Source organism: Dietzia kunjamensis, from assembly GCF_045689975.1.
Lineage (GTDB): Bacteria > Actinomycetota > Actinomycetes > Mycobacteriales > Mycobacteriaceae > Dietzia > Dietzia kunjamensis.
This window is the reverse complement of record NZ_CP143297.1, coordinates 1,312,771-1,326,643: the sequence shown is the minus strand read 5'-3', so window position 1 is coordinate 1,326,643 and position 13,873 is coordinate 1,312,771. Positions and strand designations below refer to the sequence as shown.

General features: G+C 70.7%; 10 protein-coding genes. 5 read left to right on the top strand and 5 right to left on the bottom strand.

From position 1 onward, the window contains the following. Positions 1-117 precede the first annotated feature (117 nt). The 3 genes from VZF99_RS06165 to treY all read left to right on the top strand — a co-directional run bounded on the left by VZF99_RS06165 (position 118) and on the right by treY (position 6,946). Entirely contained in the window at positions 118-2,277 is a 2,160-nt protein-coding gene (locus VZF99_RS06165) for an acyltransferase family protein (RefSeq protein ID WP_407335907.1), read from the top strand. 71 nt (positions 2,278-2,348) lie between these two features. Next, positions 2,349-4,493, top strand: a complete 2,145-nt coding sequence (gene glgX, locus VZF99_RS06160; protein ID WP_253003493.1) for a glycogen debranching protein GlgX — start codon at positions 2,349-2,351, stop codon at positions 4,491-4,493. A gap of 2 nt (positions 4,494-4,495) precedes the next feature. Beyond that, positions 4,496-6,946, top strand: coding sequence for a malto-oligosyltrehalose synthase (gene treY / locus VZF99_RS06155; protein ID WP_407335906.1), 2,451 nt, complete (start codon positions 4,496-4,498; stop codon positions 6,944-6,946). 51 nt (positions 6,947-6,997) lie between these two features. Here the strand turns inward: treY and VZF99_RS06150 are convergent, their stop codons facing one another. Together VZF99_RS06150 and VZF99_RS06145 are read right to left on the bottom strand one after the other, a co-directional pair. After that, on the bottom strand, positions 6,998-7,363 hold the full coding sequence (locus VZF99_RS06150; RefSeq protein WP_407335905.1) for an RNA-binding S4 domain-containing protein: 366 nt from the start codon (positions 7,361-7,363) through the stop codon (positions 6,998-7,000). Positions 7,364-7,560: 197 nt separating this feature from the next. Beyond that, on the bottom strand, positions 7,561-8,490 hold the full coding sequence (locus VZF99_RS06145; RefSeq protein WP_407335904.1) for a type IV toxin-antitoxin system AbiEi family antitoxin domain-containing protein: 930 nt from the start codon (positions 8,488-8,490) through the stop codon (positions 7,561-7,563). Positions 8,491-8,890: 400 nt separating this feature from the next. Between VZF99_RS06145 and VZF99_RS06140 the strand changes: the two genes are divergently transcribed. Further along, entirely contained in the window at positions 8,891-9,565 is a 675-nt protein-coding gene (locus tag VZF99_RS06140; RefSeq protein ID WP_407335903.1) for a nitroreductase, read from the top strand. Positions 9,566-9,679: 114 nt separating this feature from the next. On the opposite strand, the gene VZF99_RS06135 is transcribed toward VZF99_RS06140, so the two are convergent. Both VZF99_RS06135 and VZF99_RS06130 read right to left on the bottom strand, forming a co-directional pair. Further along, a complete protein-coding gene (locus VZF99_RS06135; protein ID WP_067713823.1) occupies positions 9,680-9,919 on the bottom strand; it encodes a hypothetical protein in 240 nt (79 codons plus the stop codon). A gap of 4 nt (positions 9,920-9,923) precedes the next feature. After that, positions 9,924-10,601 (bottom strand): IMPACT family protein, encoded by a 678-nt coding sequence (locus VZF99_RS06130; RefSeq protein ID WP_407335902.1) that lies wholly within the window; start codon positions 10,599-10,601, stop codon positions 9,924-9,926. 98 nt (positions 10,602-10,699) lie between these two features. Here VZF99_RS06130 and treZ point away from each other — a divergent pair, with 98 nt between their 5' ends. After that, positions 10,700-12,529 (top strand): malto-oligosyltrehalose trehalohydrolase, encoded by a 1,830-nt coding sequence (gene treZ / locus VZF99_RS06125; RefSeq protein ID WP_407335901.1) that lies wholly within the window; start codon positions 10,700-10,702, stop codon positions 12,527-12,529. A 40-nt stretch (positions 12,530-12,569) separates the two neighbouring features. Here treZ and ilvA read toward each other — a convergent pair whose 3' ends face one another. Further along, complete coding sequence (gene ilvA / locus VZF99_RS06120) at positions 12,570-13,844, bottom strand: threonine ammonia-lyase IlvA (RefSeq protein ID WP_082923776.1); 1,275 nt, start codon at positions 13,842-13,844, stop codon at positions 12,570-12,572. Positions 13,845-13,873 lie beyond the last annotated feature (29 nt).

Genomic DNA, 13,873 nt, shown 5'->3' with positions numbered 1-13,873 from the left:
GGTGCCGACCCGTTGTGGTGTAATCGGACCCGGCTCCGCCGGTGTACGGCACGGTGCCCGGACGCCGGGCCGGGCCCCTACCGACCCACCGGACGACACGTCAGGAAGTACCCGCCAGTGGCCACCATCTCTCCTCCCGCGCCCGCTGGGCGGCGCCGCGGGAAGATGGCCTACCGACACGACATCGACGGGTTGCGTGGCCTCGCGATCGCGCTGGTGGTGATCTTCCACATCTGGATGGGCCGGGTCTCCGGCGGCGTGGACGTCTTCCTCACCCTGTCCGGCTTCTTCTTCCTCGGCTCGCTCCTGCGCGGCGCCGGCGACCCCGGCACGCCGCTCTCCCCGCTTCCCCACCTGAAGCGGCTTGTCCGCAGGCTGTACCCGGCGCTGGTGGTGACGATCGCCGCCACCGTGCTGGGCACAGTGCTCGTCAAGCCGCCCACCCAATGGTCGACGATCTTCGAGCAGACCGTCGCCTCGCTGCTGTACTACCAGAACTGGGAGCTGGCGCTGACCGCGTCCGACTACGCCGCCGCCGACGCGACCATCTCCCCGCTGCAGCACCTGTGGTCCATGTCCGTGCAGGGCCAGTTCTATGTGGTCGCCCTGGCGGTGATCCTGGGCGGGACCGCCCTCTGGCGCCTGATCGTCCGCAGGGGCACCCCGAAGTGGCTTCTCGTGGGCATCGTCGCCGCGGGCACCGCCGCCTCGGTGTGGTGGGCCGTCCTCGGACAGGCCGACAACCAGGCGTGGAACTACTACGACACCGGCGCCCGCATGTGGGAACTGCTCATCGGCGGCCTGGTGGCCATCCTGCTGGCCGGAATCGTCCTGCCGTGGCCCCTGCGGCTACTCACCACCGTCGCCGGACTCTTCCTGGTGGTGAGCACCGGCTTCTTCTTCGACGGCGCCGCCCACTTCCCCGGCCCGCTCGCCTGGTACCCCATCGGCGGCGCCCTGCTCATCATCCTCGGCGGCAACCTCCCGGTCGGGCAGCGCGCCACCCCGGCCAAGGACCCCGTCACCTGGCTCCTGTCCGGACGGGTGTTCCGGCGGCTCGGCGACATCTCCTACTCGCTGTACCTGTGGCACTGGCCGCTGCTCATCCTGTGGCTGTCCCACGACCGCGAAGCCGAGATCACGCTGGTCTCCGGCCTGACCATCATCGTCGTCTCGCTCGTGCTGGCGCTCCTCACCGAGAAGTACGTCGAGCGCCCGCTCCGCATGGCCAGCCGGGCGCGAGGACGCACCACCCCGGCGGCGGCGGCACGCGACCGGCAGCGGGGCGGCCCGGCCCGTTCGGCCCGTGAGCAGAAGCGATTCGTGGGGGCGAGCGTCGTCGTCGTCGCCGCCGTCGTCGCCAGCCTGGGGACCGTCGGCTGGTGGAGCACCACCTCCGGCTCCCGTTCGTCCGTCCCGTACGTCGACTCCCTCACCGACCCGGACCACCCCGGAGCGCGGGCGTTCTTCGAGGGCGTCCCCGCACCCGACGACGCCCCCTACGTACCCTCCCTGCTCCAGGTCGGCAACGACCTCCCCGCCAGCACCATGGACGGCTGCATCTCGACCTTCGAGTCGACGGAGGTCGAGATGTGCGTGTACGGCGACGTCACCTCCCCCCGCACCATCGCGCTCACGGGCGGGTCGCACGCCGAACACTGGATCAGCGGCCTCGACGAGGTCGGCCGGCATTACGGCTTCCGGGTGGTCACCGTCCTCAAGATGGGCTGCCCCCTCACGCTCGACGCCTCGGTCTCCGACGGCGATGAACCGCTGTACGAGAGCTGCGCGGAGTGGACCCCGGAGGCACTCGCCGCCCTCGTCGGACTGGATCCCGACTTCGTGTTCACCACGGCCACGCGCCCGGTCGGGGTCGTGGGCCCCGACGTCACGCCGCGCCAATACGTCGACCTGTGGCGCGCGCTCGGCGAGCAGGGCATCGGCGTCATCGCCATCCGCGACACCCCGTGGCTCAACCAGGGACGCGGACCCATCCGCGCCAGCGACTGCCTCGGTGCCGGCGGCACCCCGGAAGAGTGCGGCATGCCGCGGGAGCGGTCCATCTCCCCCATCAACCCCGCCGCGATCGCCGCCGCGGGCCTCGACTCGGTGCGGCTGCTCGACCTCACCGACGGCCTGTGCGACCCCGAGGACTGCCCCGCCGTGGTCGGCAACGTGATCGTCTACCACGACTCCCACCACCTCTCGGGTTCGTGGGTCCGGTCCGCCTCCGGGGAGCTGGCGCGTCAGCTGGGACCCGCGACCGGCTGGTGGTGATGGGCTGGCGGTGACCCGCCTCCGCCTGCACGGCGACGTCCGGACGGCCCTCAGGCACTACCCTGGGTCGGGTGACCCAAGACGACGAGACGCAGTCCGCCCCGGAGCTCATCCGAGCCTGGCCCGGTACCCCCTACCCGCTGGGGGCCACCTATGACGGCACCGGCACGAACTTCTCCCTGTTCTCGGAGGTCGCCGAGCGCGTGGAGCTCTGCCTGATCGACGACGACGGCGGCGAACAGCGCATCGAGCTCGTCGAGGTCGACTACCACATCTGGCACTGCTACCTGTTCGGCGTGACGCCCGGTCAGCGGTACGGGTTCCGCGTCCACGGGCCGTACGAACCGGAGAACGGCCTGCGGTGTGACGCGTCCAAGCTGCTCATGGACCCGTACGGCAAGGCCTTCGACGGCTCCTTCGACGGGGACCCGAGTTTGCACAGTTACGACCTCGACAACCCGGACGAGCGCAACACCGACGACTCCCTCGGGCACACCATGACCACCGTCGTGATCAACCCGTACTTCGACTGGGGCAACGACCGCGCCCCCGGGCACGAGTACCACAACACGGTGATCTACGAGGCGCACGTCAAGGGCATGACCGCGACGCACCCGGACATCCCCGCCGAGATGCGCGGCACCTACGCGGGGATGGCCCACCCGGCGATCATCGACTACCTCACCGACCTGGGCGTCACCGCGATCGAGCTCATGCCGGTGCACCAGTTCATGCAGGACCAACGACTCATCGACATGGGCCTGCGCAACTACTGGGGCTACAACAGCTTCGGGTTCCTGGCGCCCCACAACGAGTACGCGTTCTCCGACCGGCCCGGCGACGCGGTCAGCGAGTTCAAGGCCATGGTCAAGGCCTTCCACGAAGCCGATATCGAGGTGATCCTCGACGTGGTCTACAACCACACCGCCGAGGGCAACCACATGGGCCCCACCATCGGCTTCCGCGGTATCGACAACCAGGCCTACTACCGGCTGGTCGAGGGCGACGAGCAGCACTACATGGACTACACGGGCACCGGGAACACGCTCAACGTCCGGCACCCGCACTCTCTGCAGCTCATCATGGACTCGCTGCGCTACTGGATCCTCGACATGCACGTCGACGGTTTCCGCTTCGACCTCGCCTCCGCCCTGGCCCGCGGCCTGCACGACGTCGACCGGCTGTCCTCGTTCTTCGACCTCGTTCAGCAGGACCCCATCGTCAGCCAGGTCAAGCTCATCGCCGAACCCTGGGACGTCGGCGAGGGCGGCTACCAGGTGGGCAACTTCCCACCGCTGTGGACCGAGTGGAACGGCCAGTTCCGCGACACGGTGCGCGACTTCTGGCGCGGCGAGCCCGCGACCCTGGGCGAGTTCGCCTCGCGACTGACCGGGTCCTCGGACCTGTACGAGCACACCGGTCGTCGTCCCAACGCGTCGATCAACTTCGTCACCGCCCACGACGGGTTCACGCTCAACGACCTGGTGAGCTACAACGAGAAGCACAACGACGCCAACGGTGAGGACGGCAACGACGGCGAGAGCCACAACCGCTCCTGGAACTGCGGGGTCGAGGGCCCCACCGACGACCCCGAGATCGTCCAGCTGCGCCACCGCCAGCGGCGCAACCTCCTCACCACGTTGATCCTGTCGCAGGGCACGCCGATGATCGCCCACGGCGACGAGATCGCCCGCACCCAGGGCGGCAACAACAACGTCTACTGCCAGGACAACGAGATCTCCTGGATGGACTGGGACCTGGACGAGGAGAAGCAGGACCTCCTGGAGTTCACCCGGAACCTGGTCCAGCTGCGCAAGGACCACCCCGTGTTCCGTCGCCGCCGGTTCTTCGGCTCCCCGCTGCGGGGTGAGGAGGAACCGCAGGACATCGGGTGGTTCACCCCGGAGGGCTCGGAGATGACCAGCAAGGACTGGGACTCCGGGTTCGGAAAGTCCATGGCCGTGTACCTCAACGGTGAGGGGATCCACGAGCCGGACGTGCGCGGTCAGCGGATCGTCGACGACTCGTTCCTCATGCTGTTCAACGCCCACCACGAGCCCATCGAGTTCTCCCTGCTCGGCGCCGACTACGCCGAGAAGTGGGAGGTCGTCCTGGACACCGCCGACCATCTCGAGGAGCGCGCGGACGAGTTGAGCTCGGACGGCACCATCACCGTGGCCGACCGCGGCACGATCGTGCTGCGCAAGGTCAGCTGAGCATGGCCGCCGAGGACGAGACAGGGACCGGGGCCGGGCCGAGCCGGGGCGCCGCGCTGGCGAGCACCTACCGCCTCCAGCTGCGCACCCCCGCCTCGGACCCCGACGGCCGAGGCTTCACCCTGGCCGACGCCGAGGAGCTCGTGCCCTACCTGGCCGACCTCGGCGTGGGCGCGGTGTACCTTTCGCCCGTCATGACCGCCACTCCCGGCTCCACCCACGGCTACGACGTCGTCGACCCCACCACCGTCTCGGCCGAACTCGGCGGGATCGACGCACTGCGCTCCCTTCGCGCGGCGTGCCGGGCCCACGAGCTGGGCCTGGTGGTGGACATCGTCCCGAACCACCTCGGTGTGGACGAGCCGGCCGCCAACCCGTGGTGGTGGGACGCGCTGAGGCGGGGCCCCGACTCGCCGCACTTCTCGTTCTTCGACTTCGACACCGAGGAGGCGAACGGGGCCGACGGCAGGATCGCGATCCCCGTCCTGGGGACACCGGACGATGTGGCGGACCTCGTCGTCGTCGCCCCCGGAGACTCCCCCTCCGGCGAGGCCGAGCTGCACTACTACGACCACCGGTTCCCGGTGGCCCCCGGCACCGGGGACGGCACCGCCCGGGAGGTCCACGACCGCCAGCACTACCGGCTCGTCCACTGGCGCGAGCCGCTGCTGGGCTACCGGCGGTTCTTCACCGTCACCGGGCTCGCCGGGCTGCGCCAGGAGGACCCCGAGGTCTTCGAGGCCACACACGCCGAGGTGCGGCGCTGGTGCGAGGAGGACCTCGTCGACGCCATCCGCGTCGACCACCCCGACGGACTGTCCGACCCGGTCGGGTACGCGCGACGGCTGCGGGCACTCGCCGGCGACGACCGCGTCCTGCTGGTCGAGAAGATCCTCGCGCCCGGTACCGAATCGACCCCACCCGAGGTCCTCGAACCCGCCATGCCCGTCGACGGCACCACCGGCTACGACGCCCTGCGGTTCATCGATCAGCTGCTCGTCGACGCCTCCGGCGAGGCCCGGCTGTCCGAGCTCGCCCGGCGCTACACCGGCGACCCCGGTGACGAGGAGCAGGTGCACGCGCAGTCCGCCGAGCTCAAACGGCAGATCGTGGCGGAGGACCTGGCTCCCGAGCTCGCGAGGTTGGCGCGCGCGGTTCGTCGCGAGGTGGCGGTCGGGCTGGACGGCCCGGCGAGCGACGACGTCGACGAGGCCGCCCTCCGGGAGACGCTGATCTCCGTCGTCGCGCGCACGCCGTTCTACCGGGCCGACTACCCCGTCCTGCGCGGCACCCTGCCCACGATCCTGGGGGGACTGCGCCGCGACCGGCCCGAACTGGTGCCCGCCCTGGGGCTCGTGGCCGCAGCACTGGCCCGCGGCGGCGAGGCCTCGACCCGGCTCGCGCAGGTCACCGGCGCCGCCACCGCCAAGGCCGAGGAGGACCGGCTGTTCTACCGGCTCGCGCGACTGGTCTCGCTCAACGAGGTCGGCGGCTCGCCCGGCCGGATGGGGATGCCCGTCGAGGCGTTCCACCTCGCCATGGCCGAACGGGCCCGCTCCACCCCGCTGGCGATGACGGCGCTGAGCACCCACGACACCAAGCGCGGAGAGGACGTCCGCGCCCGGATCTCGGTGCTCTCGCAGCTCCCCGACGAGTGGGCCGACCTCGTCACGCGCGTGTTCGACGAGTTCCCGCCGCCCGCCGAGGACGCGGGCTACTTCCTCCTCCAGGTGATCGTGGGCGTCTGGCCCGAGCTGGGCGGGCCCACAGACGACCTGCGGTCGCGCCTGCACGACTACGCCGACAAGGCCCTGCGTGAGGCCGCCGTGCACACCACCTGGACCGGTCAGGACGCCGACTTCGAGTCCGGTGTGCACCGGTGGATCGACACGCTGATCGACTCCGGCGGCGGGCTGCTGGGGCCGTTCGTCGAGCGCATCGCCCCGGCCGGCCGCGACAACTCGCTGGTCGCCAAGGCCGTGCAGTTGCTCGGCCCCGGCATCCCGGACGTCTACCAGGGCACGGAGGTGTGGGAGGACTCCCTCGTCGACCCGGACAACCGCCGGTTCGTGGACTACGGGCCACTGCGCTCCGGCGCCGTCGCCCGTGCGGGACACCCCAAATTCGTGCTGGTCCGCGAGCTGCTGCGGTTGCGGCGGGCGCATCCGGAGGCCCTGACCGGCGGGGCGTACGTGCCGCTGCCCGTGCAGGGTCCGGCCGCCTCGGACGTGGTGGCGTTCACCCGGTCCGTCGACGGACGGCCGGCGGTCGGCATGATCGCGCGGCGGCGTACCGCGGCACTGCCCGCCGAGGAGTTCACCGGGTCCGTGGTGCTGCTACCGCAGGGGACCTGGGCGGTCCGCCCGGACGGGACGCCGATCTCGGGCCGCGTCGATCTCGGCGAGCTGCTGAGCGAGTCGGCGGTCGTGGTGATCGTCCGCGAGGGAGGCTGACCGGCGGGGGCGCGGCGGCGCGGCGGCACGGGGGCCTCAGTCGCGGGGCCCTCAGTCGCGGCCCAGCAGTCGGTCGGTCTCGCGGCGCTCCCGCTTGGTGGGCCGCCCGGCTCCCCGCTCCCGCCGCGGCTGGGAGGCCAGGACCTCCTTGGGCGGCGGCGGGGGCGAGTGATCGATGTAGCAGGTCGCGGCCACCGGGGCACCGACCCGCTTCTTGATCGTCGTCACCACCTCGAGAATGCGGACCCGCCCCAGTGCGCCGGTGATCTGCACTCGGTCGCCGGGAACGACGGGCTTCGACGGCTGCACCGCTTCGCCGTTGACCTTGATGTGCCCGCCACGGCAGGCGGCCGCCGCCTTGGTCCGCGACGGGAACAACCGCACCGACCACGTCCACGCGTCCACCCGAACACTCATGGGGCCGAGGATAACCGCGACGTGCCCGCAACCAGACCTGTCGGATTCCGACTCACCTGCGGGGCCCCACGGGTCAGGCAGAAGCACACAGGTCAGTCGGGATGGCTTGTCGCGAAGGGCCGGGCGGGTGAGAGGGGTGGGGCTGGCCGAGACAGGGCCGCTCCGTGATTCCCCGGTTCACTCCGCGTGTCCTCGGCTCACGCGGCGGCCGGGTAGAGGACTCTCCGAATCCGCTCGGCGAGAAGGCGCGGTTGTTCAAGATCCGCCCACCGCCAGTGCAGGACCCGATAGCCGAGGGCCAGCAACTCGGCGTCGCGGTCTTTCTCGCGCGCGAGTCGGCGTCTGAGTTCGGGCCCGTCCGCACCGTCGAAGTACTTGCCGAAACCATCGCATTCCCCGATCACCCCGAACTCACGCCACAAGAAGTCCACCCGGGCGATGCGATTGCCGTGGGTGTCGAATATGTTCGCCTGGGTCTCCGGCGTGGGCAGCCCGTGATCGAGGAACGTCAGACGGCTCAGCGTCTCCGCCACGCTCTCACTCCGACTGTCGACCAGGCTCAACGCCGCCCGAGCTCTCTTGACCCCCATTCGTCCCGAGGCCTGCTGCAACGCGAGTTCCACATCCGGGTCGGTGACAAGTCCACGGTTCCCGGCGGCGTCCGCGACCGACACCGCAGCGTCCCTTCCCGTCGACAGCGCGACATCCACCAGAGTCCTCGGCGCGGTCGTCACATGCAGCCCGTCGATTCTGGTGACGTCCTCGTCGTCGAGCCTTCCCGTGTGGTGCGTGACCAGACGCGACGTACGGCTGCGGCCCTTGTCACCCGGAGCCGAGGTGGTGACCCGCCGCAGTGGCAGACCCCATCCAGGCAACCCGTGCACCAGAGCGGCAGACGAGTGGGAGAACACGGGCGAGTCCAGGGCGGCATCCGCCGCCAACACCGCCAGCAGGTGACGGGACTCCCGGGGCAGCTCCTTGGCGGTGCCCTCCACATAGAACCCGGGGCGCAGCCTGACCAGTTCTCCGGAGGCCACCGATCGGCTGAGCGACTGGCTGGAGATGCCCCGGCCGAGTAATTCGTCGGTCGTCAGCACCATCTGACGGAGTTCGCTGATCTCGTGCACACGCTGATGATCACCGAGTCACCGCGCTGGACCGGGGTCCGGACGCCTGATTCCTGCTCGCCTGTGGAGGCGGCAGCGGTTGTGGATAACGGGCACCGCCGCTCCCGTTGGACCCCCGCCCTGCGAGCGGCGCCTTCCGAGAGCGCGGGCGACGCCTTTTGACCTGTCCGATTCCGTCTCACCTGCGGGATCCCTCGGGTCCGGCAGAATCACACAGGTCAGTCGATGGTCCCCTGGTCCCGTGGCTCTGGTTGTGCTCGGCGGCGGCGGGGAGGCGCGGGTGCGGGTGGGGCTGGCGAGGCGGCGGTGGCAGCGCTGGCGGCTACAGCCCCTGCCAAGCCCGCCTGGGGCCCGTGCGAGACTGGGCTCACACTTTGGAACGAGTTCCCCTGGAGGGCCCATGACCGACGCCGCCGCCACGCTGGAGCAGCTCCTCGACGACCGCTACAGCTGCCGCGGATTCACCTCCGAGCCGGTCCCGGAGGAGACGATCGACCGGATCTTCCGGATGGCCCAGCGCACGGCGTCGTGGTGCAACTCGCAGGCCTGGCAGGTGGAGCTGGTGACGGGGCGGGCCACGGCGGCGTTCGGCAAGCATCTCACCGACCATGTGCTCTCCAACGACATGCGCTCGGATTTTCCCGCCCCGGAGCGGTATGACGGTGTGTATGGCGACCGCCGCCGGGCGAGCGGCTTCGGGCTCTACTCGGCGCTCGGCATCGAGCGGTCTGACAAGGACGCCCGGCTGCGTCAGATGCTGGAGAACTACCGCTTCTTCGGCGCCCCGCACGTCGCGGTGATCACCTCGGACGCGGGCCTGGGCACGTACGGGGCGGTGGACTGCGGTGGTTACGTGTCGACGTTCCTGGCAGCTGCCACATCGCTGGGCGTCGCCACATGCGCCCAGGCAGCGATCGCTCTGTACTCGGATGCGGTCCGCGAGCACCTGCAGATCCCCGAGGACCGCCTCATCGTCTGTGGGATCGCATTCGGCCACGCCGACGCGGACCACCCCGCCAACTCGTTCCGGGCCGAGCGTGCGGACCTGACCGACGTGGTGCGCCGCCACGGTTGAGGCCGCCGCGGCTGAGCCGGGCTCGGCTGCGGCGGGCTCGCCTGATCCGGGCTCGGCTGAGCCGTCGCCGCGACTGCGCCCACCCGGGCCGCAGCCGGATCAGCACGGCTGGCGTCAGTACAGCTCGCGCTTCTGATCGGGCTTGCCGGAGATGGCCTTGCGGACCTTGTTGCCGTTGTAGATCGCCACGATGGCGGCGAGGATCGCCACCACGGTGAAGAACGAGCTCGCGAACAGCGCGATCGGCAGCGACACGGCCGTCACGCCCAGAGCGATAGCGGTGGTGCGCGCATCCTTGCGGACCTGCTGCTTCTGCTGTTCGATCGAGTTCGGCTGGTAGGGCTGCATGCTCATGTAGTCAGGATTCCACATCCCGGCGAACTGCCGCGTTCTCGGTGGTGGCCACCCCGGCGGTCTCCCACTCGACCCCGCCGGAGGTGCGCGCGGCCAGGATCGGCCCGACCACGTCCAGTTCGCCCGCCACGGTCAACCGCACGCGCCGGCCGTAGTCGACATCCTTCACCCGGGCCCCGGCGGAGCGCAGCGCACCCTCGAGGCCACCGGCCACGGAATGGTCGACCTCGGCCGTCCACGCGGGGGTGCGGGTCACCTCCGCCACGCGACGGTCCCGCCACGCGGCGTCGACCGCCCCGGACACCGCCGCCGAGTAGGCCCGCGCCAGCCCGCCGGTGCCCAGCTTGGTGCCGCCGAACCACCGGACCACGACCGCGCACACCCCGGTGAGGCCACGTCCCCGCAGCACGTCCAACATGGGGGTGCCGGCGCTGCCGGAGGGTTCACCGTCGTCGCTTGACCGCTCGATTCGGCTGGCCCCGGGAACGTCCACGATGAAGGCACTGCAGTGATGGCGAGCCGACGGGTGCGCCGCCCGGAGTTCGGCGATCAGGGCGCGGGCGTCCTCCTCGTCGTCGCACCGTCTCAGCACGGCCACGAACCTGGAGCGTTTCTCCTCGTACTCCCCTGTCACGTCCGGTCCGGCGGTGAGCCGGAGCACGCGGGGCGGGGACTCTGTCATGGCCCCAGTATCGCCGTCGGTCGTTGATGCGCGCAGTTCGGCCTACGGGTGTCGTTCGCCCCTCCCCGCGGCGGCGCGTTTTCCCTACGCTGGGCGGTGTGACCTCACCGAGCCAAGCGACCCCGCCCGACACGAGCGCGACCGCCACGACCGTCCCCGCCGGCGCCGACCCGCGCGACGAGATGTTCTCCGTCTGGGCGCCCGGGGCCCGCGCGGTGGGGTTGGTGCTGGACTCCCCCGACGCCGACCCGGTCCCGATGCGCCGCGCCCCGGGCGGCTGGTGGACGTCCGGCATCCCCCGGGAGCAGGGCAGGGACTACGGGTTCGTGGTGACCGGCGACGACGACGAGGTCAGCCCGCCGCGGCCCGACCCGCGGTCGCCGCGTCAGCCGAACGGGGTCCACGGGCTGTCTCGGGTACACCGCCTCGAGGAGTCCCGCTGGACGGACCAGGCGTGGACGGGACGGCAGCTTGCCGGATCGGTGATCTACGAGATGCACGTGGGCACGTTCTCGGCCGGCGGAACGCTGACCAGCGCGATCGAGCACCTCGACGAGCTGGTCGAGCTGGGCGTGGACATGGTCGAGGTGATGCCGCTCAATGCGTTCAACGGCGAGTACGGCTGGGGCTACGACGGGGTGGCGTGGTTCGCGGTGCACGAGCCGTACGGCGGGCCGGACGCGTTCCAGCAGTTCGTCGACGCCTGCCACGCTCGAGGGCTCGCGGTGTGTCTGGACGTGGTCTACAACCACCTGGGGCCGTCCGGGAACTACCTGCCGGAGTTCGGGCCGTACCTGTCGGCCGCGGACGGTCCGTGGGGGTCGGGGCTCAACCTGGATGGTGAGCACTCGGGCGAGGTGCGGCGCCACATCATCGACAACGCCCTGCGCTGGTTCGACGAGTTCCACGTGGACGCGCTGCGGTTGGATGCGGTGCACGCGCTGCACGACGCCTCGGCCGTGCATCTGCTGGAGCAACTGGTGGTGGAGGTGGAGTCGCTGGCGACCCATCTCGGGCGGCCGCTCTCGCTCATCGCCGAGTCGGATCAGAACGATCCGCGGACGGTCACCGCGCGTGAAGGTGGCGGCCTCGGGCTGGACGGGCAGTGGGACGACGACGTGCACCACGCCGTCCACGCCGCCGTGTCGGGGGAACGGCAGGGCTACTACGCCGACTTCGGGTCGCTCGAGTCGCTGCGACAGGTGCTCACGGGTGCGTTCCTGCACGCGGGGACGTTCTCGACGTTCCGCGGGCGCGTGCACGGGCGGCCGCTGGATGTGAGCCGGGTGCCGGGGTCGCGGTTCGTGGCCTACACGCTGACGCACGACCAGGTGGGCAATCGCGCGGCCGGCGACCGGCCGTCGATGAACCTCACGCCCCAGCAGCAGTTGGCCAAGGCCGCCATCGTCCTCTGTTCGCCCTTCACGCCGATGCTGTTCCAGGGTGAGGAGTGGGGCGCGCGGACGCCGTTCTGCTTCTTCACCTCGCATCCCGAGCCGGAGCTGGCCGAGGCTGTGCGTGAGGGCCGGACCCGCGAGTTCGCGGCGATGGGCTGGGATCCGGACACGGTGGCGGACCCGCAGGATCCGGAGACGTTCCGTCGCTCGGTGCTCGACCGCACGGAGCAGTCGGTCGATGAGCACGCCGAGATCCTGCGGACCTACCGTGCGCTCATCGCTCTGCGGAAGGCCGAGCCCGAGCTCAGCGACCCGTGGCTGGGCTCGGTCAGGGTCGACTGCGGGGTGGAGGCCGACGACAACCGATGGCTCGTGGTCCACCGCGGGTCGCTGGCGCTGGTGGTGAACCTGGGCACCGAGCCGTCGCGGGTCCCGCTAGCCGGCGAGGCGGTGTTCGCCTCGGGGGCGGTCGCCGACGACGACTCGGTGTTCTGCCAGGCGTTCGGCTTCGCGGTGCTGCGGACGCGCTGAGACGACGTCACGGTGGACGCCGCCCGCGCGTGAAATCAGGTCAGGTCAGGTACTCGTACGCCGCGGTGCCCGGCTCGAGGCGCTCACAGTCGATGCGGGAGGCGTCCATGCGCTCGAGCAGCGAGTGCAGGCCGGTGGCCGAGCCCAGCTCGATGCCCACGAGCGCGGCGCCGTACTCGCGGTTGTTGCGCTTGAGGTACTCGAACTGCGTGATGTCGTCCTCGGGCCCCAGCACCTCGTCGAGGAAGCGGCGCAGCTGGCCGGGCTCCTGCGGGAACTTCACCAGGAAGTAGTGCTTGAGTCCCTTGTGGACCAGGGAGCGTTCGATGATCTCGCTGTACCGCGAGACGTCGTTGTTGCCACCGGAGACCAGGCAGACGACGGTGGCACCCTCGTCGATCTCGAGCTGCTCCAGCGCGGTCACCGCCAGTGCCCCGGCGGGCTCCGCGATGATCCCCTCGTTCTGGTACAGCTCCAGCATCTCGGTGCAGACCGCGCCCTCGTCGACGGTGAGGACCTGGATCCGCTCGGTCATCGAGGAGATGACCCCGAACGGGAACTCCCCCAGCCGTGCGACGGAGGCGCCGTCCACGAAGGTGTCGACGGTGTCGAGGGTGACCGGCTCCCCCGCCTCGAGCGCCCGGGTCAGGGACGGGGCCCCGGTGGGCTCGACGGCGATGATCTTGCAGTCCGGCGCGTACTCGGCGAGGTAGGTCGCCAGCCCACCGACCAGCCCGCCACCGCCGACGGGGACCACCACGGCATCGGGCGTCTCGTCGAGCTGGGCGAGGATCTCGGCGGCGATCGTGCCCTGTCCCGCCATGGTGTCGGGGTGGTCGAACGGCGGGACCATGGTCGCCCCGGTGCGCGCGGCGTCGGCTCGGGCGGCGGTCTGGGCGGCGTCGAAGTTCGTCCCCGTCACCACGAGCTCGACCGAGTTCCGCCCGTGGGCGAGGATCCGGTCGCGCTTCTGCTTGGGCGTGTTGGTCGGCACGTAGATCCGGCCGTTGATGCCCAGCACCCGGCAGGCGAAGGCGACGCCCTGGGCGTGGTTGCCGGCGCTGGCCGTCACGACGCCGGCACTGCGCTCGTCACTGTTCAGCTGCGCCATGAGGTTGTAGGCGCCGCGGATCTTGTACGAGCGGACGTCCTGCTGGTCCTCCCGCTTGAGCAGGATGTGCGCGCCGGTCTGCTCGCTCAGCCGCTCACTGACCTGGAGGTCGGTGCACCGGACCACGTCACCGATCCGGCGGGCGGCGGCATCGATGTCGTCGGGGGTGACGACCTGGGTCGTGGCGGAATCGGTGACGGTCACAGCCACCAGTGTCCCACCGCGCCCACGAT